The 23,224-nt window shown below is 48.0% G+C and carries 20 protein-coding genes; 10 read left to right on the top strand and 10 right to left on the bottom strand.

Annotated features, from left to right (window positions below; genetic code table 11):
• Positions 1–56: 56 nt before the first annotated feature.
• From BN162_RS16750 to BN162_RS16740, 3 genes are all read right to left on the bottom strand, one after another.
• Positions 57–407: an aryl-sulfate sulfotransferase gene (locus BN162_RS16750; protein WP_020226288.1), complete on the bottom strand. Its 351-nt coding sequence runs from the start codon at positions 405–407 to the stop codon at positions 57–59.
• On the bottom strand, positions 362–1,576 hold the full coding sequence (locus BN162_RS16745; RefSeq protein WP_040452446.1) for an arylsulfotransferase family protein: 1,215 nt from the start codon (positions 1,574–1,576) through the stop codon (positions 362–364). The genes BN162_RS16750 and BN162_RS16745 overlap by 46 nt, the downstream gene beginning before the upstream one ends.
• Positions 1,577–1,734: 158 nt before the next feature.
• A complete protein-coding gene (locus tag BN162_RS16740; protein WP_020226287.1) occupies positions 1,735–2,496 on the bottom strand; it encodes an alpha/beta hydrolase in 762 nt (253 codons plus the stop codon).
• Positions 2,497–2,607: 111 nt separating this feature from the next.
• Between BN162_RS16740 and BN162_RS16735 the strand changes: the two genes are divergently transcribed.
• Both BN162_RS16735 and pduL read left to right on the top strand, forming a co-directional pair.
• A complete protein-coding gene (locus BN162_RS16735) occupies positions 2,608–3,990 on the top strand; it encodes an NAD(P)/FAD-dependent oxidoreductase (protein ID WP_020226286.1) in 1,383 nt (460 codons plus the stop codon).
• 66 nt (positions 3,991–4,056) lie between these two features.
• Positions 4,057–4,632, top strand: coding sequence for a phosphate propanoyltransferase (gene pduL / locus BN162_RS16730; RefSeq protein ID WP_020226285.1), 576 nt, complete (start codon positions 4,057–4,059; stop codon positions 4,630–4,632).
• 118 nt (positions 4,633–4,750) lie between these two features.
• On the opposite strand, the gene BN162_RS16725 is transcribed toward pduL, so the two are convergent.
• The 3 genes from BN162_RS16725 to BN162_RS16715 form a co-directional block, all read right to left on the bottom strand.
• Positions 4,751–6,091, bottom strand: a complete 1,341-nt coding sequence (locus tag BN162_RS16725) for a hypothetical protein (protein ID WP_020226284.1) — start codon at positions 6,089–6,091, stop codon at positions 4,751–4,753.
• Between the two features lie 13 nt (positions 6,092–6,104).
• A complete protein-coding gene (locus BN162_RS16720; protein ID WP_020226283.1) occupies positions 6,105–7,109 on the bottom strand; it encodes a phosphodiester glycosidase family protein in 1,005 nt (334 codons plus the stop codon).
• Between the two features lie 170 nt (positions 7,110–7,279).
• Positions 7,280–8,287: an acyltransferase family protein gene (locus BN162_RS16715; protein WP_020226282.1), complete on the bottom strand. Its 1,008-nt coding sequence runs from the start codon at positions 8,285–8,287 to the stop codon at positions 7,280–7,282.
• A gap of 194 nt (positions 8,288–8,481) precedes the next feature.
• Here BN162_RS16715 and BN162_RS16710 point away from each other — a divergent pair, with 194 nt between their 5' ends.
• Together BN162_RS16710 and BN162_RS18180 are read left to right on the top strand one after the other, a co-directional pair.
• Complete coding sequence (locus tag BN162_RS16710; RefSeq protein WP_020226281.1) at positions 8,482–9,270, top strand: ZIP family metal transporter; 789 nt, start codon at positions 8,482–8,484, stop codon at positions 9,268–9,270.
• Positions 9,271–9,405: 135 nt separating this feature from the next.
• Positions 9,406–11,277, top strand: a complete 1,872-nt coding sequence (locus BN162_RS18180) for a serine hydrolase domain-containing protein (protein ID WP_020226280.1) — start codon at positions 9,406–9,408, stop codon at positions 11,275–11,277.
• A gap of 293 nt (positions 11,278–11,570) precedes the next feature.
• On the opposite strand, the gene BN162_RS16700 is transcribed toward BN162_RS18180, so the two are convergent.
• Positions 11,571–12,521: a GGDEF domain-containing protein gene (locus tag BN162_RS16700; protein WP_208854776.1), complete on the bottom strand. Its 951-nt coding sequence runs from the start codon at positions 12,519–12,521 to the stop codon at positions 11,571–11,573.
• Positions 12,506–13,060, bottom strand: coding sequence for a PDC sensor domain-containing protein (locus BN162_RS18980; RefSeq protein ID WP_208854775.1), 555 nt, complete (start codon positions 13,058–13,060; stop codon positions 12,506–12,508). The genes BN162_RS16700 and BN162_RS18980 overlap by 16 nt, the downstream gene beginning before the upstream one ends.
• A gap of 329 nt (positions 13,061–13,389) precedes the next feature.
• Between BN162_RS18980 and BN162_RS18175 the strand changes: the two genes are divergently transcribed.
• The 4 genes from BN162_RS18175 (at position 13,390) to BN162_RS16670 (ending at position 17,885) form a co-directional block, all read left to right on the top strand.
• Positions 13,390–15,069 (top strand): FMN-binding protein, encoded by a 1,680-nt coding sequence (locus BN162_RS18175; protein WP_020226278.1) that lies wholly within the window; start codon positions 13,390–13,392, stop codon positions 15,067–15,069.
• Between the two features lie 267 nt (positions 15,070–15,336).
• Positions 15,337–16,209, top strand: a complete 873-nt coding sequence (locus BN162_RS16680) for a LytTR family transcriptional regulator DNA-binding domain-containing protein (RefSeq protein ID WP_020226277.1) — start codon at positions 15,337–15,339, stop codon at positions 16,207–16,209.
• Positions 16,210–16,320: 111 nt separating this feature from the next.
• The gene (locus tag BN162_RS16675) at positions 16,321–17,160 is read left to right on the top strand and encodes an ABC transporter ATP-binding protein (protein WP_020226276.1); all 840 of its coding nucleotides are present in this window, start codon (positions 16,321–16,323) and stop codon (positions 17,158–17,160) included.
• Entirely contained in the window at positions 17,157–17,885 is a 729-nt protein-coding gene (locus BN162_RS16670; RefSeq protein WP_020226275.1) for an ABC transporter permease, read from the top strand. The genes BN162_RS16675 and BN162_RS16670 overlap by 4 nt, the downstream gene beginning before the upstream one ends.
• 55 nt (positions 17,886–17,940) lie before the next feature.
• Here the strand turns inward: BN162_RS16670 and BN162_RS16665 are convergent, their stop codons facing one another.
• Entirely contained in the window at positions 17,941–19,299 is a 1,359-nt protein-coding gene (locus BN162_RS16665; protein ID WP_020226274.1) for a M14 family zinc carboxypeptidase, read from the bottom strand.
• A gap of 122 nt (positions 19,300–19,421) precedes the next feature.
• Complete coding sequence (locus tag BN162_RS16660) at positions 19,422–20,258, bottom strand: acetate and sugar kinases/Hsc70/actin family protein (RefSeq protein ID WP_020226273.1); 837 nt, start codon at positions 20,256–20,258, stop codon at positions 19,422–19,424.
• A 221-nt stretch (positions 20,259–20,479) separates the two neighbouring features.
• Here BN162_RS16660 and BN162_RS16655 point away from each other — a divergent pair, with 221 nt between their 5' ends.
• Both BN162_RS16655 and BN162_RS16650 read left to right on the top strand, forming a co-directional pair.
• On the top strand, positions 20,480–21,022 hold the full coding sequence (locus tag BN162_RS16655; protein ID WP_020226272.1) for a hypothetical protein: 543 nt from the start codon (positions 20,480–20,482) through the stop codon (positions 21,020–21,022).
• Positions 21,000–23,224 (top strand): InlB B-repeat-containing protein (locus BN162_RS16650; RefSeq protein ID WP_040452441.1); only part of this gene is annotated, 2,225 nt, incomplete at its 3' end. The genes BN162_RS16655 and BN162_RS16650, both read left to right, overlap by 23 nt.

Below are 23,224 nucleotides of genomic sequence, written 5' to 3'. Positions count from 1 at the left end.
GGAATCTCCTTCCGGCAACGCATTCCCGTCTTTTCTGTTTCGCTTATCTCAATCCATTACTGGAACTTCACCACACGGTAGCTGTATTGACCATAGGCCGGAATCATCTCCGCCACAACTTCGCGGGTGTCAAAGTCAATCTCACTCATCAGCGAATGTACGTTGCCCGTGCCCCAGCCGATGACGTAGGTGTTAGCTTCGGTTTTCATCACCGAGCCGGTCGCAAAGGAATATTTTCCATCGACCATCATTTCCTTCCATGTGATCACCGATTGATTTTTCTCATTTAACTGAAATTCCAGAATCCGCGTCTGTTCCTGGGCATTGCCATTATCAAACAGAAGCAAAGTTCCCTCATCCGTCAGCTTGGCATAATGCTGACGGGAGAAAAGCTGCTCTTCCTCCAACCCGAAATCATCACCCAGCCGCCTAATGTCCAGAGAATCTGTCCGCTTTGCCGGTCAATCTTTAAGACTGCATCCAGATTACGGAAGGAGGCGATCAGATTGCCGTCATTCGGATCTACGCACAGACTGTTGATATGCGCATAATCCGCAGCGTAATAGGTATCATTGGTATTGGTATAATCATTGTTTTCTACCGACTGTCTCAACAAGGCCGGATGATCGCTGCTGCACCATTCAAAGATGACCTCGTCGTTTAGAATTTCCTGGATCAAGGCTGCTTTTACCCGAACATAACGCTGTTCACTGGAAACCCATAGGTTCTGATCAACAGAACCGGTAAGCAGATAATGGTTTTCACCGAGCATCAAAAACTCGTGGTTCTCACACATCCCGCCTGCGGGCAGATGTTCAGAAGGCAAAAGTTCTATTTGTTGAATCAGCTGATACTGATCATCGAGAAGATTGATGTGACCATATTGTACGCCCATATACAACAAATGATCGGAAATATCGGCCGAAGGTTCAAAGAAGGAATAAGTGACGACACCGTCTAATTCATGCTTTTGGAAATTCATTACTGAACCGCTCTTATTATAAAAACCGCGGTAGTAATACAACAGCTGTCCGTCGTTATCCATTTTAAAGATATAGGAATCCCCGTCATCATTCATCAGATCTCCATAAAAATCCCCGCCGCTTGGGCTGTGACCGGTAAACTGCACCGTCGGGAAGCTGTCCGGCAGCAGCTGCACGGTGACATGGCGCTGACAATCGCCTTTACGGATCGTGAGAACGGAGGATTGCTGCGGACTGAGGGTTTCCACTTCAATCGCGGCGGGGGAGGTCAGCTTCTGACCATTCCAGCTGATCTGCAGATTTCTGTCACTGGAAGTCCAGGTCAGAATATTGGTCGTTTCCCGGCTCAAGGACAACGGTGCAACTAACGGCGCCGTTTCGGAAAGATCCACATTTAGTGGCAAACCGTTGATCTGAATTTCCAAATCGCTGGTCGTCAGCAAATCTCCGATATGAGTGCCGTCGGCACTGATGCTTACGGCACAGCCAGCTGCTTCTTCCGGGGAAAAACCCTGAACAGCCAAGAAAATCAAGGCCGCGCCAAACAGTCCCCAGGGCAGAATCCGCAGCCAAAAAGATCGATCAAATTTCATTTCCATTCACCTCATGAAAAAAAGTATAGTTTAAATTTATGAAGATTGTGTGAAATTTGTCATTAAATTGTAATAATTTCGCAATAAATTAAAACAGAAAAAAATCTGATTTCAGCAAACGAAGACGACGCTCACGTTTGAATGATCAGATTTCAGGTTTATTCTGCTTTTTCTTCTTGGGGTGGTTGTTCTTCCAAGATTTCCTCATTCCGGATGACGATCTGATCGTTCAGATACAATTGGATCAAGGCCAGAACTTCCGGACAGACACCTTCATCTTCAAACATGACATGATGTCCGTTTTCAATCACAAACATCTGTTTTTGAGCGGAAGGCATGCGGGAGAAGGCAATCTTTGAGCTTTGCGGTGAAACGATGCCGTCTTGGGAACCATGAATCAAGAGCACGGGACAGGATAAGCGGGAAGCATAAGGCCGAAACTGGACGACAACGTCGATCAGCGTCTGAAAAAAGTTTGCCGGCAGACCATTAAAATTGGCGATTTCCTGCGGTGATTCCAGATGGGTGAAGTGAGTGATCAGCGAGGTCAGAATATTGCCGGTATTCTTCAGATTGATCAGATCGAAGGCCGGTGCGATCAGAATCAGCTTCTCCACTGGAAGCATCGACGCGATCCAGCTGGCGATGACACCGCCCATTGAGAACCCGCCCAGAATGACCCGGCGCTGTTTCAGCAATTCTTTTTCAACGACATGCAGGGCCCGGTTCGCCCATAAAATCCCATTGGAATCCTTCGGGTCCTCTGGATCAAAAAGCTCCGGCATGATGATCTCATAATCATTCTCAAACGCTTGTTGGAAAGCCTCCAGCTCACCTGTCCGTTTTCTTCCAAAGCCATGCAGGAAGATGATCACCGGACGCTTAGCGCGTGTTCCTTTCAGCTGTTTTTCAAGAATCATTTTCTTTCCTCCAATTTTTCCTATTATATCATACAAACGTTGGGAATCCTGCTTTTTTGTGCTAAAATGGAGAGCGGGAAAAGGTCAATACAGAAAGGCAGGAATCAGGGTTTGAATTGTAACAACAAATATGATGTCGTGATCATCGGCGGCGGCATCGGCGGATTAATGTGCGCTTACCGCATTGCCGAACGGGATCCAAAAGCGTCGGTTCTGCTTCTGGAACGAGGACTGGATTTGGAACACCGCCAATGTCCGATCATTTCAGGCAAGGCCGAAAAATGTCTGAAATGTGAGCCTTGCGCAGTCATGGAGGGAATTGCCGGTGCGGGGGCCTTCTCAGACGGCAAGTATATTATTTCAACAGAATACGGCGGATGGTTGCCGGAATTCATGGAACCCACCAAAGTCATGGATTATATCGAACAGGCGGATCAGGTGCTGATGCACTTTGGGGCTCAGAAGGAACGTTTTGTGCCCAATGATGAGCTGAAGCAGCTCTGCCTGCGCTATGATCTGCATATGCAGCAGGCGCAGTTAAAGCATTTGGGAACAGACGCCAACTTAAAAACGATGCAGAATCTGGTCGATGACTTAAAGCAGCGCATCCAGATTGAAACGCTGTGTACGGTCACGGATGTGAATAAGCAGACACACGAAGTCTATTTTACGCATCGCGGACAACAGTACAGTGTCAAGGGAGAGAAAATCGTCTTTGCGGTCGGCCGTGCCGGCAGTCGGGTTTTTCTGGACTGGTGCAAACGCAACGGTGTGGCCTGTGCTAATAATCAGGTTGATATCGGCGTGCGGGTTGAATTGCCAGCGATGGTATGGGAGCATTTCTCCAAGAAAATCTATGAGCCTAAAATTCTGTACCGGTCAAAAGCCTATGGGGATACGACGCGGATGTTCTGTTTTAACGAGCGCGGCCTAGTCGTGACTGAGAATACCGACGGAGTTTTGACGGTCAATGGCCACGCCTATAAAGAACTGGAACGCAAGACTGACAATTCCAACTTTGCGCTGCTCTGCACGATCCGCTTCACCGAACCGTTTAACGACCCGATTGATTATGCCCGTTACGTCGCTTCGCTGGCGAATAAAATTTCCGGCGGCAGCGTGCTTGTTCAGCGTTTAGGCGATCTGGAAAGCGGCCGGCGGACGGATGAAAAGCGGCTGAAGCAGTCGACGGTCCGTCCGACCCTCAACGCTGTGCCAGGTGATTTAAGCCTGTGCATGCCGAAGCGTCAGCTGGACAATATCATTGAAACACTGCACGCTCTGGATAAGGTGGCGCCGGGGACCGCTAACTATGATACGCTGCTGTACGGCGTGGAATGCAAGTATTATTCCGCCCGCCCGGACTGTGTCAACTTTGAAATTAAAGACTGCCCTGGAATCTACGCTTTGGGGGATGGCGCAGGCTTTACCCGGTCGCTGTCCCAAGCGGCGGCCAACGGATTAATCATCGGCGAAATTTTGACCAAAAAATAATCAATTCCATTGCCGAAGCTTATGAAATTGACTATAATGAACATGAAAGAAAGAGGGAGTAAAATTATGTCAGAAGAAAAAGTATTAGTTGAAGTTTCTGCCCGTCACATCCATTTGAGCGATGCCGACGTTGAAGCTTTGTTCGGTCCAGGATACAAATTAACTGTAAAGAAAGAGCTGTCCCAGCCAGGTCAGTTCGCTTCGAATGAAAAGGTAACAATCAAGGGAGAACGCGGCGAAATGAAGCTGTCCGTTCTGGGACCAACCCGTCCTGAAACCCAGGTTGAGCTGTCTTTGACGGATGCCCGTACGGTGGGCGTAAAAGCCATGATCCGGGAGTCCGGCGATATTGAAGGAACACAGGGTGTAACGATCATCGGTCCAGCCGGTTCCATTGAAATCACGAAAGGTGTCATCGCTGCGAAACGGCATGTTCACATGACGCCGGCCGATGCGGAAAAGTTTGGCGTCACCAACGGTCAGATTGTTTCTGTGAAGATAGATACGGATGGCCGCAGCCTGACTTTCGGGGATACGGTTGTCCGCGTTTCTGAGAAATATGCGTTGGCTATGCATATCGATACGGATGAAGCCAATGCGGCAGCGATCTCGGGTTCAGCAATGGGCGAAATCATTAAATAAGTCAGATCAACGAAATTCAGTTTATAAGTAAGCGGCACTGTCCGCTTTTTTATTTTGCGTAAAAAAACCAAAAAGAAAACCGGGATTCCCCGGCTGACTTTCATTGAGTTTGTTGGGATTATTCCGTTTCCGCTTCGATCTCCTCAGTTACCGGCTGACTTTGGTTGGCAATCACCAGGTTGCTGCAAAGCCATTTGCCGCTGACGTTGAGGAAGGTCATCTGGTAGGTATTGGAATAGGTTTGGGATTTCTCACCTTCGATCGTCACGACATAACCAAACGAAATCGTTCCGGTAAAGCCGACGTCTTCCCCATAGCTGATCAAATCACTGATGTGCATGTTGTCAAAACGATAGGAATCATGCGTCGAGAAGTAGCGGTTCACGAAGCTGGAAATCGCTTTGTAATAATTCGTCCGGCGGTATAAATACTGCTGCAGATCAGAGAAGCGCGTATCTTCTGAGATATATTTCGCATAGGTCATGGCCGTATCACGGATCCGCGTCCGCATGACCTCTTCCATGGCTCCGCCTGGACGATCGGCAATATAGAAGCAGTCCTGCAGCGCATCCTTGACGACGCTGTACTGAGCGTCATCCTGCGTGGTGACCGTGGGAATTCCGACCAGATTGTCAATGTGATAACGGGTGACCAGCGGTGCCTGGTTCAGATCGAAGAGGTTGGAATACGCTTCCGAGCTGACATTGCGTTCGGTGATGTAGTTTTCATTCAGGCGGATTCCGTTGACATAGACCTGGGCATCGCCAAAGACTTCAATGTAGAAGTTGCGCGCATCCGTTACCGTCCGGACATTCCATTGTTTTTCATCTTCGTTGTAGATCAGTTCCAGCGTTGCGATTTTTTGCCGGTCCACCATCATGTCATAATATAAAAACGTATCGTTGGAATAAGCTTTTTTTGAGAACACCGCTTTTTTCAAATCGACGCCTTCGTAAATGGATTTCAGATATTCGATGTACGGTTCTTTTTCATTGAACTGCGTAAAGATAATCGTAGATTTCTCATAGATTTTATCATAATTCTCCGCCTGAAGCAGATGCACGTAGCTGCTCATTGCTCCGTTCGGTGTACTCTTCTCGTAATTTTCCAGCACTTTCCAGGTCAGAAACAGGACGGCGCTGCCCAAGATCATCAGGACTAGAAACAGTTTGAGCAAAAAATAGAGAAACTGCTGATTGGAAGAATTGATCTTCCTTCTCTCCCGCTCGGAAGCCTCGCGAATACGCTCGACGGATAGATGCCACAGATCGGTAGTTTCCTGCTTGCCGCCGGTATGTCCTTCCGGGCTGTGATGCAGCACCGCTTCCGTCTTTTTCTTCTTCTTTTTCACCGGCTGATCCGGTTTGGCGGTACGGGCAGGACGTTTGGAAGTCCCGCTGCCTGCCGGCTTCTGCTTTTTCGCCGCGGCCGGTTTTTTTTGTTCTTCGTTGTTGCTCATGCAGGCCCTCCTGTTATTTCACGATAAAGGCGGTCGGAACCTTGCGGTCGCCGTTCATGGAAACCACGTTGTTGATAATCTTGCCGTCATAGACCATGACCGACGAAGACCCGCCGTCAAGATTCGCGGCGTTCATCGCTCCGTATTGCGTCATGATGTCAATGCAGTCAGAATATGAAGCTCCCAGACTCGTTGTCTGCCGGCCGTCGATGACCAGCAGCAGCACGGCTCCGTCTTCCCGCTGGCCGATCACCGTGCGCGGATTGACCCCGCCGCCGGTGCCCGTGACTTCAACCGGAACATAGTTGACGATAAAGATCGGCTTGAACGTCACCGCATCGCGCAGGCCGTACTCCAGCGCCTGCCGTCCGGTCATGTTGCCGACGATCAGCTTATTCTGTTCGTTAAATCCGATGACGGAATTGTAATCATCCAGTCCGCCGCTGACCAGCTCGCCATCCTGAATCACGATGCCGTAAGGAATTCCGCCGGTTCCCTGACCGTTGGGATCATCGAAGCCCCCGGCATTGATTCCGCCGATGGCATCGTTGGCTTTTACGTATTCTTCAACGAAGTAGCCTTCGTTGGCATTGCCCAAATCCGAATTGACGGCCAGATGGATGCGCGACGGATCGTAGACAATCATCAATTTTCCCTCATACGTCGGACCTTTGATATCAATAATCTCGATTTTATCTTTTTTGCTTTCGTCAATGACAAAATCCGTTTCGGAGTCCGTGATTTCATCGGTATCACTGACGGAGTTGCGGTTCATGATCGTTTCCATTTCCTCTTCCGAAAAAAACAGCCGGGCAACACTTTTTAACGTCCGGGTCTCCATCATCGTGCTCGTAAGCAGGTTGCTGACGGTGACCGACGGGCCTTTCAGCACGATCATTGCTGCACCGTAGACGGTCATCAGACCAACGAGAATGAAAACCGCTGCGATCATATAGGTTTTCTGTAAAATCGTAAAGGGTTTGATTTTCCGCGTGCGGTTTCGCTTGCGCTTTGCCACCCAATCCCACCTTTCTATCTGCTGGTATTTTAGATTAATTGATCTGAGGAAAGTTTATAATTTGGCTCAGATCAAGCTTTTTAATAGGTTCGTGTATCATTATAGTATAAAAGCGAGAAATTGTCATAGAAAAAAGTATCGATTCAACGAACACTTTTGTAAGGAACGGTTCATTTCAGAAAGGGCAGCCATTTGCGGATGATGACCGTCAGGATCATCGTCAGCGGAAAGACAAAGAAAAACCGTACGGCGCCGTTGTTTAAATACAAAGAACCCAGTAAGATTTCACCCAATTCCAAAAACATCGCATGACAGAAATAAATCACGGTGCTGGCTTCACGCAGCGCTTTGAAATTCAGCTTCCAGTTTAACTGCGTTTGCAGCAGTCCGGCAAACCAATACAAGATAAACGGAACCGTCATCAAATACATGTTGTAATCCAAAGCCCAATGAAAATGCCGGACAGTGAAGGCTTCTGCGACTAACAAAACGAAGGCTACAGCCGCTTTGATAAAGGGATGGCGAAGGGTCTTCGTCTGGTTCAGATCAGCCAGTGCCATGCCCATCGCGACAAACAGCACGCCGAAGAACAAGCCGTTGCGGGTTGTGAACATCAGTAAAAAGTAGGTGTTGACCGACTGCAGCAGAATTTCGTTGGTGATTAAGCCATGATAGGTTTCAACCAATCCAATTAGAAATAAGAGACCGCCCAGGATCAACAAAGCCTTCATTGAAAATTTCTTTAAAAACAGATGACAGAAAACCATCGCAAAAATCAGCGCTGACATATACCACAGATGAAAGTAGGTTCCGATATTGAACAAAGCGATCGGCAAGGCTGCCAGCCACAAAGCTCCGCTGATTTCCATCATATTGCCCAGCTTGTGCATCCCAAACGGAATATAGATCACACTCCAGATCAGATACAGCTTAATCAGCCGCTTAATATAGCTTCGGAAGTAATTTTCATCCTTATGACAGCGCCCGATCTGCATGAAATAACCGGCCGAGATAAAGAAAAACGGAATGACGATTCTTCCTAATATATTGCTTGTGACAAAGCCTAAATCCGGCCAGACTTCATAAAAGGGGTAAGTGTGGACAACGATGACGAGAAAGGCGCAGACAAATTTCATCACATCCACAGCGTGATATTGTTGGGTTTTGGCAGAGGTCATGGTATCGCTCCTTTAGTTTACTCTGTTTTCAATAGGATACCACATTTAAGAATCACGTGGGAAGAAAACCCTTCGCTCTGAAAGAAAGATGAAAGAATTGAAGCAAAAAGAAGCGTCCAAATTGACTTTCATCGCTCCCTACTCTACAATAAGTTTATAAAGTTAAATAAAACTAACAATCAGGAGGATCACTTATGAACGCAGTAGCTTACGCGGCTTTGGGCACCGGCTTTACCTTTCTGTTAACTTCTGCCGGCGCAGCCGTCGTCTTCTTCTTTAAAAATGAAATCAAAGGGAATATCCAGAAAAGCTTTCTTGGCTTTGCCGCCGGGGTCATGGTGGCAGCTTCGGTTTGGTCGCTGTTAATTCCGGCGATCAGCGAGGCGGAAGCGATGGGGTTAGTCGGCTGGATTCCGGCAGCGATCGGTTTTGTGGCCGGCGGCGTCTTTCTGTTTGCCCTGGATCATCTTCTTCCGCATCTGCATCTGGAACAGAAACAGCCGGAGGGCTTGAGCAGCAACTGGAAAAAGACAACGCTGCTGGTCTCGGCGGTGACGCTGCACAACATTCCCGAGGGCATGGCGGTCGGCCTGGCTTTTGCGATGGCCGCTCAGCATCAGGATCCAGCCTTGATGTCAGCGGCGATGGCGTTGGCGATTGGCATCGGGATTCAGAATTTTCCGGAAGGCGCAGCGATTTCCCTGCCGCTCAGACAAGAGGGCTTCAGTCGGTTTAAAGCATTTCTGTACGGCAGTTTATCCGGAATCGTTGAACCGATCTTCGGAATTCTGACTGTTTTGGCAGCCTCGCAGATCGCCGGTTTAATGCCGTGGCTGCTTTCGTTTGCGGCTGGTGCGATGATCTTTGTCGTCGTGGAGGAACTGATTCCGGAAGCCCATCTGGGGGAACATACTCACGTCGGCACGATCGGGTTTATGGTCGGCTTTCTGATCATGATGATTCTGGACGTCGCCTTGGGGTAAGCGGAATCTGGATATCCGCGATCAAGCTCAATCATTTTTAGAATCAGAGACACAAGGAATCGCGGGAATCCGCCTTTCCCTGTGTTTTTTCTTTATGATGTGCGGTATAATGAACAAAAATAAGGAGTGGAAGATATGGATTGCGAATGGAGTAAGAGAACCTCAGACTTTTTAAAAATGACGCTGGCCAAGGATTACACGTCGGTTTCCTATGCCTTGCGGGTGGAGGACGAACTGGTTGCGGCCGATGCATTAGGCTGGCAGGATCAGCCCCAACAGATCCAGGCGGAAAAACGTTGCACCTACAATGTAGCCTCGGTTTCCAAAATCTATTGTACGGCGGCAGCGATGGTGCTGGTTCAGCGCGGATTGATCGACTTGGATACACCGGTCGTGGAGTACGTGCCGGAATTTACAATGCTGGATGAAGATTATAAAAAGATCACCGTGCGGCATCTGTTAAACCATGCCAGCGGTTTGCCGGGAACTCAGTGGAAAGGTTTTTCTGTCACGGCTTTAACGAAACGCGACTATGATGAAGAAGTGCTGAACTATCTGGCGAACAGTCATCTCAAAGCCAAACCGGGCGAATATTCGGTTTACTGCAACGACGGGTTCACCCTGGCTGAGATCGTCGTCGCCCGCGTCAGCGGACAGCGGTACAGTGATTTTCTGCGGGAAAACATCACCGGTCCGATTCAGGCGGATTCCACGCGGACGATTGAGGACCGCAATCCGGATTTTCCGTTAGTTCATGAAAAAGCCAAACCCGCTGAATTGTTATTGGTGGAAGGCGCTGGGGGATTGACGACATCGATGATCGATTTGTGCAAATTCGGCCAGTTGTTTTTATCTGAGAATCCGATTCTTTCCGAAGCCAGCAAGCAGGAAATGGCTAAGCCGCAGGGTGTTTCCTTCTTAGCCCAGGATCAGAAGAGTCCGTCCTATGGTTTAGGCTGGGATACGGTCTGCTTCAGTGATCCTGATTTTGATCTGGGTGAGGGTGTGCTGCGCAAAGGCGGCAACAGCTTCCAGTTTACATCTCAGCTGATCATCATTCCCAAGTACAACGCGGTGCTGGCGATCAGTGAAACGCATGACTGCAAGATCGATGTGACCCAGGCGGCGCTGCACATTTTGGCGCAATGGCTCCTGCAGCATAAAGGGATTTCAATCTATAAGCGGGCGCAGCCAATTCCGCCAGCTGTGGTTGAGGCCCGCAGCGGCATCTATCTGATGCCCAGCGCGATTGCAACCGTGGCCATGCAGGGGGCGATTGCCCACTTCCAGGATACCCCGTTAAAAGGTCAGCCTTACCCATGGGAATCCTATCTGCGCTACGATGGCCAGCGCTGGATTGCCAATGAAAAGGTCAGTTATTTCTTTGCCGAAGCACAAGGCGATGAATATTTGATGAGTGAGATGAACGGCGTATGCTATCCGGTGGCGATGAAGGCAAAAGCGTTTGCCCCGTTAAGTGAAACCTGGAAGCAGCGCTTAAATCATCGCTATGTTGTCGTGAATCCAACGCCGGAGGATTTAGTCATTGGGGAGATCATGACGGGTTTCAGTCTGGAAGCCTTGCCGGACTTTGAAGGCATTCTTGTCGCTTCGTTCAGCGGCCGGCAGGGCAGCGATGTGTACAGCGGCGGATTTGACGGCAGCTTTATTCCAGCTGGAGAAAATCGCGGGCGTGGTTTTCTGCGCACCCCCTGCAATGGCAGCCGTGATTTGATTGATCCTTACTTCTTTACACAGGGGGAGGCCGAGCTGTGCGAAGTGGCTTCCTATCGTTACCAGCGCACGGATACGCTGCCGGCTTATCAGGGGCAGGCTTTTGCGGATCATCCGCAGACTTTCCGCCTAGATCAGCCGTTTGACGGGACAATGAGCGTTCCGGAAGGCCGTCGGATCATGATTCTGGACAAGGATCTCAACGTTGTCGGGGATACGCTGACCGACGAACAACTCAAACCCGCAGAAAGCGGTTATCTGCTTTTGATCTAAAGCGGACAAGCGCAGCAGGGAAGGTTTTTCTTCTCTGCTCGCTTTTTTGTTGGAAACGCGGAAGCGGAAAGCGGCCAGAAAGAGAAACAGAGGAATCCTCAGAAGATAAAAGTAAGGTTCAGCTTCTCCAACGAAAATGAAATATGATGCTGTCAAAACAGGCATTGGAAAACGGGAACAGGAAGAAGGGGAGCGAAGGTCAGGCTGTTTAAAAAGTCAATGCGGCCGAGCTGCGGAAAAAGGAAATACAGCCCGAAAATCGAGCTGCACTGTTCTAGGTCTGAGCGGTCAGATCAAGCGTGGGCAAAACCGCCGTTGTGCGTTGCTTTAGCATCATATAACGCTTGATCGGCTTGTTTTGCCAGAAGGGGATAGCTGCTTTTGCATGTAGCGATGACCGCTCCGGCGGACAGGGTGATATTCGGCATATGCCGCCGCGCTGATTCGGCAAGCAATGTTGTGTTGATATCCTCAACAATTTTTCGGGCTACCTGGTAATCCTGAGTGTTGGAAACAAAGATTGCGAATTCATCGCCATGCAGCCGCGATGCCAAGTCAATCGTACGGATACGTCCGATGATCATCTGGGAAGCCAGTTTGATAACCTCATCACCGACCTGATGTCCATAGGTATCATTGATCGTCTTGAAGTGATCGCCATCCAGGAAAATTAAAATCCCATGATCGTTTTCCTGCATGTGCTGAATCTGTTCCGTAACATTCTGGCAAAAAGATTTGACGTTCATCATACCGGTTAAATCATCAATCGCCGCTGCTTTCTGGGCTGCTTTCAAGGCGATTTCCAACCGCTTTTGGGTTTGTCCCAATTCAATATAGGCCTGCCGCAGCTCGCGGGTATGCAGCTCCTTGCGGATCCGGCTTAAACCGTAGACCAAAATCAGTTCAATGCTCAGCAGCGGAAGTAGCCAGACCTGCACGCTTTGGGCAAGCAGGGAAGTGAGTGGAACCAGAAACAGGACGTGATAGGACTCCCCCGTCTGCATCGTTCCGTAATAATGGCGTTGATCAATTTTGACGGGCAGCACCTGTGCCGGCTGATCCAAAAGCTGTTTGACGGCAGGGCTGTTGGTCTGAAGAAACTGCAGGAAGAGTGCTGCTGCCTCCGCTTCTTCCTGGGCTTTCTGCTTTGCCTGCCCCTGCTCAGTGATTTTATCCCGGGCTTCTTCCGCCTGTCTCAGCGCTTTTTCAGCAGCTGCCGTCTCACCGCTTAAAACGCTGCCCAAATACGCTTCCTGGTCAGAACCGATAATCGTACCGTTAGCTGTGAGATTGTTGACAGAATGTAATGATTGGCATAACTCATATAGGGCGGAGTGAAGACGACGGCCCCCTGGTCCTTCACCGCATTTTGATACCAAGGCCGCGCCTGCGGCTGATAGCCTGTACTCTTATTTTCAGCATAAGGGGTATCCCAGCTATACAGATAACGATCCTGATATACCATATATACGCCGTCGAAGGTTTCTTGTTCGATTTGGGCTAACATGGAATCCATTCCTTTTAATTCATTCCAGATTTCATCCGGATCGGGATGCGCCTGAATCAGCTGATCCAAAAGACAAACAAACAGCTGGAAGGAATGGGTGTAGTCTGCCATAACCTCGTTGAGCTGGATTTCGGCGTGTTCGCCATGGCCCGATAAAGTATTTTCAATCCAGCGTACTTCCCGATGCCAGATCCAGGCTCCCCCTAACCCATTGATCAATAAAAAGATTGCCGCGAGCAGCAAAGTTGTGCTTGAAAGCTGAAGTTGTTTCTTCAATTTCATTTTCCCCTTTTAAACAGACTGTTATAAATGGCCGAGAGCTTCTGAATTAATCATAAAACAATGTCGGAAAAAAGTGAATTGAATCGACGGTTTTTTGTCTTTGTTCGTATTTTTATCAAAAATGCCAAGCTCTGCTTCCTTTTTTACTTCAATCTTTTCCAGCCTGACATCCGTAACCGCTTTCTCCATAAGAAAATGTATAAAGCAAAAGAAACTAGTGTTTATCGATAATGATTCTGCCCTAATCCATACTCGGTGAAGCAAAGGACTGTCCGGAAGCGGGGACGGGTGGTATGCTGAAATCATCATAGGGAGGAAAATTTATGAAAAAGTTGACGATGCTTCTGATCGCTGCTCTGCTGATGCTTTCCTCAGCGGCCTGCAGCAGTTCAGAAACGAAAACGGAAACACTGGAAGGGAAAGGCAATGGCTTCGGCGGATTGATTACAGTAACCCTGACGCGCAAAGATGGCAAGATCACAGAGGTCAAAGCTGTTGGGGATGAAGAAACCCAGGGCATTGGCTCCAAAGCGATTGAACAGCTTCCAGCTGCCATTGTCAAAGCCAATTCCGCAGACGTGGATAATGTCAGCGGGGCGACTTTCACCAGTCAGGGAATTAAGGATGCGGTCAACAATGCATTGGATCCGCAGGCTTATCCTTATGTAGAAAAGGCTGAAAAGGAAGAGCCAAAGAAGGACGTCGCCGCGGCGGATCTCTATCAAGGCCTGGCGATGGTTTCCAATGGCCGCTTAGGGCCGGGCAAAGACGATCAGGAAGTGCCGGTTTACAGCTTCAATGAAGTCGTGCTGAGCGCACTGTTTGATCAGAATGGTCAAATTCTGGATTTGAATTTTGATGAATTGGAAGTGGCGACGCCGAATTATGACGGGGCGGATATGCCGCAGTTCTCGGGGTTCCCAGGTCAAGGTGGATATAATAATGATGAGAACCACGATGGCAAAATTGAAGGCAAAACCGCTGACAGTGAAGATCAGTATCTGGCCGAATTTGAGACCTGGAAAACAAAACGGGAACGCGGCGACAGCTATAAGCTTAACAGCGGGACCTGGGCCAGTGAGATGAATGTTTTTGAACAGCTGTTTACAGGCAAAACCGTCGCTGAAGTCAAAGACTGGTTCGCTAAATATACCGACGCCAATGGCCGGCCATTGCAGGCAGAAGCCAAGAGCGATGAAGACAAGGCTAAATTTAATGCTTTAAATGATGACGAAAAACAGATGCTGGAAGATGTCCGTACCGGAGCCACGATTTCTCTGAAAGATCCGCACGGCGATTTCATCGCAGCGCTGGAAAAAGCTTATGCAATGCGTCAGCCGCTGGAAGTCAAAGAAGCTGCGGCAGAAGGGTTGGGATTGGTTTCCAACGGCCGCGTTGGACCGGGCAAGGATGATCAGGAAGTGCCGGTTTACAGCTTCAATACTGTAGTAGCCAGCGCACTGTTTGATGACGAAGGACGGATCACAGCATTAAGGCTGGATGAACTGGAAGTTGCAACGCCGAACTACGATGGCGCGGATATGCCGCAGTTCTCGGGGTTCCCGGGCCAGGGCGGCTATAACAACGATGAAAATCATGACGGCAAAATTGAAGGCAAAACCGCCGACAGTGAAGATCAGTATTTAGCTGAATTTGAAACCTGGAAAACAAAGCGGGAACGCGGCGACAGCTATAAGCTTAACAGCGGGACCTGGGCCAGTGAAGCCGATGTTTTTGAACAGCTGTTTGTCGGCAAGACGATTGCGGAAGTTGAGGACTGGTTTGCCAAGTATACCGATGCCAACGGCCGTCCGCTGCAGGCGGAAGCCAAGAGTGAGGAAGACAAGGCCAAGTTTAAGGCTTTGACGGATGAGGAAAAGCAGATGCTGGAAGATGTCCGCACCGGAGCTACGATTTCCCTGAACGATCCGCACGGCGATTTCATTCAGGCAATAAAAAATGCTTATGAAAACCGCCGTCCGATAACGCTGAAAAGCGAATAAAGTAAGACAGACAGCGAAAGGGAATGAACACTTTTCCTCTGCGCTGTTGTGAACGATGAAAGACAGAACTGACGAACTCATTCAACGTTCGTCTTTTCTTTTGGGTTAAGCAGCACAGGGGACATGGACAGTCCGTAAGTCTGCCGCAGGATTCTTCTTCAATGAAGATGGCCCTCTCCCATTTTCAGGTCACGATTTAAGAAAGATTTCATTTTTGACAGGCCGAATGTGATGTAAAATAAGACAATCAGAAAGGCGGGAAAACGGATGAACGAAGCGTGGAAACAGCGGCTGCTTGAAAGCGGAGAGCATTTAATTCATATCGAATGCGACAATCAAGGCAGCGATCAGATTCGGGATTGCCTGCTTGCGGTGAGTCCGTTAGGCATCGTGCGGCGTCAGGAGGCCTTTTATGAGGACATGAAGACAGCGGAATATCTGCGCTTTTTTGCCAGCCTGTTCCGATCGGCATTGCCGATTCAATCCGTGATGGAAACGATGCGTTTGTCAACCCTGGCACGGACGCCGATTGAAAAACTAGACTATTCCCAACGCCGCCGTTTAGCCATCGCTCGGGAGATTCTGCATCAGGCGCCGGTTCTCTGGATCGAAGAACCACTCTTAAACCTTGACGAAAGCAGCCGCGCGGTGATTTTAGCCTGGCTGGAACAAGCTGTTTCGACCAAGATTATCACGACCACCGTTTCATTGAAGCTGCTGTATCTGCTTCCCGGCGTTGGCTACACGCTGGATCAAGGCAGTCTGGTTAAACTGGAGAATGAAGCCGATGCGTTTCAGCCGCATGCCTGCGGTAAAATCCCCGTAAAGCTGGAAGATAAAATTCTTGTTTTTGACCCTCAGGAAATCGATTACGCAGAAAGCGTCGGAGGCAAATGCCGAATCGTTGTCCACGGCAGCGAATTTATCACGCCCTCAACCATGGAGGAGCTGGAGGACCGGCTCGCGGCCTATGGTTTTTTCCGTTGTCATCGTTCATATTTAGTCAATATGGAAAAGGTGAAGGAACTGATCCGCTGGACGCGCAATTCCTACGGCTTAAAGCTGAAGACGCAACCGGATGTTGACATACCATTAAGCAAAGGACGTGTCGATGATTTGAAGCGGCTGTGGAATCTTTAACCGCTTCAGGACTCCATTGAACATTCTCAGTGCTCCGCTGGTCGATATTTCATTGTCAGACGCTGTTGTTGCCGATATAATCAAAGCCGATATTCAAAGGAGGAACCTACGATGGACGAATGTATTCGCATCGCCAATCTGACCAAAACCTTTCAAGGCAAGACGGCGCTGAATCAACTGAACTGCGTCGTGAAGCAGGGAGAAATTTATGGCTTTCTCGGACCTTCCGGGGCCGGCAAAACGACGACGATCAAACTGCTGACCGGGCAGCTCAAGCCGCAGTCCGGTGAATTAACTGTTTTAGGCAAGCCGGTGGTCCCCGGACGTAATGATCTGTATTCCCAGATTGGCGTCTTGACGGACAACAGCGGATTTTATGAAAAGATGACAGTGAGAGAAAACTTAAAGCTGTTTGCCCGGATTTCCCAAACAACCGATACTCGGATTCAGCAGGTGCTTGAACAGCTGGGTTTGGCCGAACACCAGAATAAGAAGGCGGAGAAGCTTTCCCGCGGCATGAAGCAGCGGCTGATGTTTGCGCGGGCCATTCTGCATCAGCCCAAGCTGTTGTTTCTGGATGAGCCGACCGCGAACCTGGATCCCTCAACCAGCGAGGACGTGCATCGGCTGATCCGGCAGATGAACAGCCAGGGAACAACGATTTTTCTGACGACACACAATATGGAAGAAGCTCAGGAATTATGCGATCACGTCGCTTTCTTAAATGAAGGGCATATCGTAGAAGAAGGCACGCCTTCTGATTTGCGGTTAAAATATGCCGAAGATGCGGTGGAGCTGCGTTACAAGGACGGAACCTGCGTGCGCGTGCGCAAGGACGCGGAAGCGCTGCGCGAAGCCTTAAAACAGGAAGGTCAGCTGTTAACGATCCATTCGCAGGAGCCGGATCTCAAGACAATCTTTTTGCAGCTGACGGGGAGGGATTTACGATGAAGCTCAGAAGTCATGTCATGACTGCCTTATTGCGCAAGGATCTGAAAATGACGCTGATCAATAAGAATACACTGATCATGCTGATCTTGCCGGTTGTGTTTGCCGTTATGTATGGTTATATTCTTCCTATGACCAAAGACCGTGAGGCGACTGTATACTTCATCGTGATCTGTCAGATCATGAACCTGGCAATGACCCCGATCAGTCTGTTAAGCATGATGGTCGCGGAAGAAAAAGAAAAGAACACGCTGCGCACTTTAATGCTTTCGGATGTGTCGGCCGAAGAATTCCTGTTAAGCAAATCGCTGATTGCCTTATTTTTAATGACGATTGTCGCAATTGTTGATTTCTTCCTTTTAAAAGGATCCATGGATTTCTTTGCGGTGTATCTGATTGGCGGGACCCTGGCTTCGCTCAGTCTGTTGTTTATGGGAGCAATGATCGGCCTGCTGTGCAAAGACCAAATGTCAACCGGAACCTTGTCCGCGCCATTTATGATTCTGGTTATGCTGCCGGCAATCTTCTCAACGATGAACTCGAACATTCATGCCATCGCTCAGTTTTTGCCGACAACCGCGTTTATCGATCTGGTTATGCGTCAGGCATCAGGTCTTCCGTTAGTCAGTCTGGAAGGCGTCATGAGCTTGGCTGTGATGATCGTCTGGGTCGGACTCTGTGCCCTGGCGTTCAATCTTGTCTATCGCCGCAAAGGAATTGACGAATAAAGCTAAAAATAGATATAAGAAAAGGAAAATCCGGCGATTTTCCTTTTTTCAATCCTTATTTAGAACGGATGAGATCGGCTACGATCATGCCGCTTTCCAACTGCACGCCGATCAGACTGCGGATCGGAACCACAGAATAGTCGATGTCGTTTTCCAGCGCGGCGGCCAGACGGTCAAACCCAGCCTGAGCCTTGTCCAAAGCTGTCTTTGCCAGCTGCGGATCAATATCGGTGTGTTCCATCGCATAACGGATTGCCCGTACACTTAAGCCCCAGCTCAGCAGGGTGTAGAAACGGGTGATATCCAGACAATCAAAGGCTTCTGATTCCTTGCAGGGCTGTTGGTAGGCCTCCGTGTTTTTATAATAATCAATCTGAGTCTGAGTGGAAGCGTCATTTTTATCAACAGACAGCAGAACGATTTTCGGGAAAGGATTATCATCCGTAAACCAAGGCTTAACCGGTTCTAAAATCTTGCCGATCTCTTCAATCTGATCGTGGCTGACCTGTTGACCCTGAATGGCGGCTTCCGCCCGGGTAAACGGCATGATTTTATCGGAAACAATTTTGCGTGAGAAGAAATAAGGCAGCTCGGCAACCAATGTGTAAGTCCCATATTGGGAAGCATAATCATCAGAGCTGGTGCCGCAACTCATCATCGCTTCCGGATGTTCCATGCTTTTCTCATAATAGTCGTAAGAATCCTTGGAGCCTGTCATTTTGTAGCAGGCTGGGGCATACTGCGTGACATAAACCATTTCCGGTTCACCCAAATTCAGCGGAACATTCTGCTTTTCCGCCGCTTTGTAGAAGCGATCCCACAAGCTTGGCTCATTTCCGGAAACGTACCAATACGCACCGCCGAAGCCGGCATTGTGCAGGGAATACATGAATTCCGGTTTGACCCGATCAATGATATTCATTAATACCTGAGTTTCCGGGATTGGCGAGGTCCAGCTGTAATTTTTGTAAACAAACGGGAATGTCCATTCCGCCTGTTCAGAGCCGACCGGACGGAAGAAATTTTTGGCATAATTGGTAATTGTAAACGGTCCTTTGAACCAGCCTTCATTCAATTGGGTTCCGTCAACGTCTATGCTTTTAATCAGATACCACGTATAACCTAATTCTTTGCGCAGCGCTTCATCCTCACATAAGCGCCGTGAGAAATATTCCAACATCATCGCCCCCATCGGTTCATTCGGATGCGGACATCCGAACATAAAGGCATTTTTCGGACCATCGCCAATCTTCAGACAATAGATCGGATGATTGCCCCGCGAGGTTCCCTCCTGTGTCACCGTCACTAAATCTGGATATTCTTCTGCCAGTTTCAAGGTGCTGGCATCCATTTCATCCACGGTCATGAAATGATCATAGGCCGGGATTTCGTCGATTAACTGCTTAAAATCCATTTGTTCATTCTCCTTTCAAACAAGTAGTTTCATTCTAACATGAGAGAACTCCTTTGCGCGAAGTTTCAGAAAAAAAGAAAGACGAAAAAGCAAAAATTACGCTCTTTCGTCTGTAACAATTTTCAATCTTTACGATCTAACCCTTCACTGGCCAGGATGGCTCCCAATGCAGCGGCATAGGGGGCATTGGGAGGAATGAGAAAATCAACAGCATACAGCTGACTCATCCGTTCAAACACAGATTGCGCCTGAGGTAGTTTTGTCAGCATGCCGGTTAAGACGATCGTCTTCGTGTTTTCCAAACGCAGTGCCAGAACCGCCATTACGCCGATCGTTTCGAGAATCATATTGATCACCCCTGCGGCCTGATCTGCCGGACTGCCCAACGTTTTTAACTGCCCGAAATTTGCTGCCGTCAAGTCTGAGGGCAGTGTTTTTATTTCTTTCTGGGTCAGATCGCCGACTTTCAGATCAACATTTTCCAGTTTGCCGTGCAAAGCCAGCTGGGCAAAGGCATCGATTTCTGTTGTTTTTGTTAACCGCAGTGCCAAACCGGCCAGTGTTCCTCCGCCTACACCGGTGCCGCCAAGATGAAGAATCTGGTGGTTATCCGCCCGGACAAAGGCAGTTCCGGTCCCCATGCTGACCGCGAGGATGTCCTGTTTCTGTGAAAGTTTCTGCGCGCCGATTCCGATGGCTTGGATTTCGTCAATCAACATCGGCGTCTTACCTAAAATCGCGGTGCGGATAAAGGAACTTCCAACCCCGGTCAGGGCGATCCCTTCGATGTCCTCAGCGGCGATGTCCGCCTGCATTAGAAAGGCTGCAATCACCTCGGTTAGTTCGTGTTCTGTACGGATTGCCTTTGACCAGGTCTGTGTCTGCATCGTTCCGTCATTACGGTGAAAAATCAGCTTGATGGCGGAGCCGCCCAAATCCGCTCCCAGCATTCCCTTCATTGTATCACCTTCTCCTCCTTTTTTATTTATAACGTAGTTATATCGTGCAGAAAGAGCTTCTGCAATCTTTTTTGTTTCCTTTTTTTATGATAGCCCTTTTTAAGAATTCAGGAAAGCGAGCCAATTTAGAAAATATTGAAACTTTCCCCGTTAAAACCTGGAAATCTAACCGATTTATAACCAGTGATTGATAGGATAAGGGTGTCTTGGAGGTAATGTGTATGCGGAAAGGATTAATTTTCAGTTTTATAACAGCCATGCTGCTCCTGTGTCCGACCGGAGTTTTGGCGGATTCGCCCACACCCGAACCGGAAACGGAACAAATTGAAGATGAGTCCACGCCGCAGGCTGCCCGCAGAAATCAGGATTCTGTGATGTTCTTTGCTTTCTTAGCTGCCGGCGTTGTCGTGATTGCGGCTGCTGTGATGTCTAAGAATCAAAATCTCAGCTTGTTTGTCAACCATGTTGATTACAACGGCGATGGCAGCTACACAATTACCTGGGGCTATAAGAATCCCAAGCATTCCAAGATTAAATACAACAAGGATGAAGCTGGCTTAAAAGTAAAAAAGGGAACTGCGATTATCCTGAAGAAAGCAGAGCCTACTGAATTTGAGCCGGGAGTCCACAAAGACGCTATCATTACGGTCATTAACGACGAAACTGAAATCGAATGGATTGCAGGAAATCAGAAGGTCGGCGTTAATGGAAAAATGATCAAAATAGAGAGGAGGAACGAGGATGAAGATTACAAACAGGTTTGACAAAGTTTTAAAGTGGCTGACCGTCTTAGCGATGACGATGTCCTGTTTTACGGATATGCCGATACGTGTTGTAGCGGAAAGCTTTGATGTCGATTCTGTAGTCAGTATTGAATCAAGCGCCAACGGGGCTGATGCGAGTGATAGCGTAAATTTAACTGTAAGCGTTACTGTCAATGGTCAGACAGTATCCGCAGCCAAATCAGTCGCACCAGGAACCCTGACCGTCAGAGCCAACGATGGTTATGAAATTGATTCGATGGATCTGGATGGAGCCGCGTTTAACGATACGGTTGAAGTCCAGGAAACAAGTCAATCTTTAAACATTTCGGCTCACCCAACTGCAACGCAGGTCAATGAGCCTGAAGAAACAGAAAAAACTCCGGAGCCGACTGTGACTCCAGAAACTACACCGGAGGTTAGTGAGGAACCTAAGGCTACGGAAACTCCGGAAGTAACGGAACCGACGGAGAATCCGAACGATATCATTGAAATTACTAATGAATTAATATTCAATGAAAATAAAGCAAGTGCAAATATTCGATTAGGTGTTTTAGGTAATCCGTCAATTTCCATGGGAGATATTCTTTATAACGAGGAAGAACTGACTCTTGATGATGCTTCAATCGTTATGAATGAACTCGATTCTTTGCGTCAGGTTGACTTTATTGCAACGAAGAATGGAACATATACTTTCAAAATCACTTTAACTGATACAAGTGCTCAGGAATACACTGAAATTGGTGCAAAAGAAGTAACTGTCGAGGTAGAGGGATTGACTGAACTCCAAGCTTCTGAAAATCTGAATAAAGATCAGCCAACAACTTATGCGCGAAATGAAATCACTTTGGAAATAGGTGCGACCGCAAATCTTGAAGGATCAGGCAGCTGGACGAGTTATAATCACAAATGGAACCAGCGTTCTAACGATGGAGGTTCTGTAACAATTAGTAACGCTTCAAGTAATACCGCTAAAATTACTGGAAAAAAGGCGGGAACAGTGACGATTACTCACACATGGAACGTCAATAAATCAGAAACATTTATTGTCAATGTTGTTTCTGCGGGACAAAAAAGTTATGACCTTTATTTCTATTCCTTGGTTCCAGGAAAAACGATAGGGAGTACAGGAACTCCTGACAGTATATGGAATGGTATGGGAAAAGGATCGCTAGTGGGCTTAAATGCACCGGGTACCTATGCAAATGGTGTGAATCTGTATGATGAAAGTCTAAATATTACCTATCCTGGGAATTATCCTAATATCAATGTTGCTGGAAAAACATATCAATATGCTGCGCCAGGGAGCGGAAATGAAACAAAAGAAGGATATTATACTTTGGAATGGATTCGGCTTGTACGAGCGGAAGGGGCTAATGCTGGAAATAACGGTTATAACCCTACAGTAAGTACAAATACCCCGACTTTCCATATGGATGGTCAGATTTTCATCAATGAACACAATCTGTATAACGTAACGTTCAGAATGAAAATGCCAGGTTCTGATTCATTTGATATTCAAGAAGGGTATTCCATACTTGTTCCTTCAGGGACTTCTGCTTCTACCTTAAGTAAGCCGTCAACGCAAGATCGTACATTTGATGGTGATACTTATAAGTTTGATGGATGGTATACGGATGAAGCATGTACGCAACCTGCAAATTTTAATTCAAAAATTACTGAGAATACAAACTATTATGGAAAGTATGTTGCGGAGCAAAAATATACCGTCACTTATGTATTAAACGGTGGTATAAGCAGTGAACGATTAGTTTACTCTGATTTGCGTAAAAACAGCAATACACCTCTAATTAATGATCCGGTTAGACCAGGATATGTGTTTGCCGGCTGGAATCCATCAGTTCAAGAGAAAGTAACAGCAGATGCAACTTATACAGCGCAATGGATTGAAGATGAGGATATCACAATCAATTACAAAGCAACCACAGGTGGTAATGTAGATCCGACATATGAAACATTAAGCCCGGCGACGGGCAAAGCCCAGGGATCAACAGCAACGGCTTCGGCAGGATACCATTTTGTGAACTGGACGAACGCATCAGGTGATGAAGTCAGCACAGAAGCTCATTTCTCACCGAACAAAGTTGGCGGCTTGAATGTGGCGGCAACGTACACAGCACATTTTGAGGTAGATGAAAATCAGACGAAGGATCTGAGCTACACAGTTCAGCATATTGTAGACGG

This window comes from Holdemania massiliensis AP2 (assembly GCF_000327285.1).
In the GTDB taxonomy this organism is placed as follows: domain Bacteria; phylum Bacillota_I; class Bacilli_A; order Erysipelotrichales; family Erysipelotrichaceae; genus Holdemania; species Holdemania massiliensis.
Note: the sequence above shows the minus strand (reverse complement) of the source record. Positions and strands in the feature narration are given on the sequence as shown.

Excerpts from the sequence above, each read along its gene's own strand:
- BN162_RS18175 (WP_020226278.1), top strand. The coding sequence starts at position 13,390 with ATGAAAAAGTTGACGATGCTTCTGATCGCTGCTCTGCTGATGCTTTCC.
- BN162_RS16670 (WP_020226275.1), top strand. The coding sequence starts at position 17,157 with ATGAAGCTCAGAAGTCATGTCATGACTGCCTTATTGCGCAAGGATCTG.
- BN162_RS16725 (WP_020226284.1), bottom strand. The coding sequence starts at position 6,091 with ATGAGCAACAACGAAGAACAAAAAAAACCGGCCGCGGCGAAAAAGCAG.
- BN162_RS16665 (WP_020226274.1), bottom strand. The coding sequence starts at position 19,299 with ATGGATTTTAAGCAGTTAATCGACGAAATCCCGGCCTATGATCATTTC.
- BN162_RS16740 (WP_020226287.1), bottom strand. The coding sequence starts at position 2,496 with ATGATTCTTGAAAAACAGCTGAAAGGAACACGCGCTAAGCGTCCGGTG.
- BN162_RS16745 (WP_040452446.1), bottom strand. The coding sequence starts at position 1,576 with ATGAAATTTGATCGATCTTTTTGGCTGCGGATTCTGCCCTGGGGACTG.
- BN162_RS18180 (WP_020226280.1), top strand. The coding sequence starts at position 9,406 with ATGGATTGCGAATGGAGTAAGAGAACCTCAGACTTTTTAAAAATGACG.
- BN162_RS16660 (WP_020226273.1), bottom strand. The coding sequence starts at position 20,258 with ATGAAGGGAATGCTGGGAGCGGATTTGGGCGGCTCCGCCATCAAGCTG.
- BN162_RS16710 (WP_020226281.1), top strand. The coding sequence starts at position 8,482 with ATGAACGCAGTAGCTTACGCGGCTTTGGGCACCGGCTTTACCTTTCTG.
- BN162_RS16715 (WP_020226282.1), bottom strand. The coding sequence starts at position 8,287 with ATGACCTCTGCCAAAACCCAACAATATCACGCTGTGGATGTGATGAAA.
- pduL (WP_020226285.1), top strand. The coding sequence starts at position 4,057 with ATGTCAGAAGAAAAAGTATTAGTTGAAGTTTCTGCCCGTCACATCCAT.
- BN162_RS16680 (WP_020226277.1), top strand. The coding sequence starts at position 15,337 with ATGAACGAAGCGTGGAAACAGCGGCTGCTTGAAAGCGGAGAGCATTTA.
- BN162_RS16675 (WP_020226276.1), top strand. The coding sequence starts at position 16,321 with ATGGACGAATGTATTCGCATCGCCAATCTGACCAAAACCTTTCAAGGC.
- BN162_RS16655 (WP_020226272.1), top strand. The coding sequence starts at position 20,480 with ATGCGGAAAGGATTAATTTTCAGTTTTATAACAGCCATGCTGCTCCTG.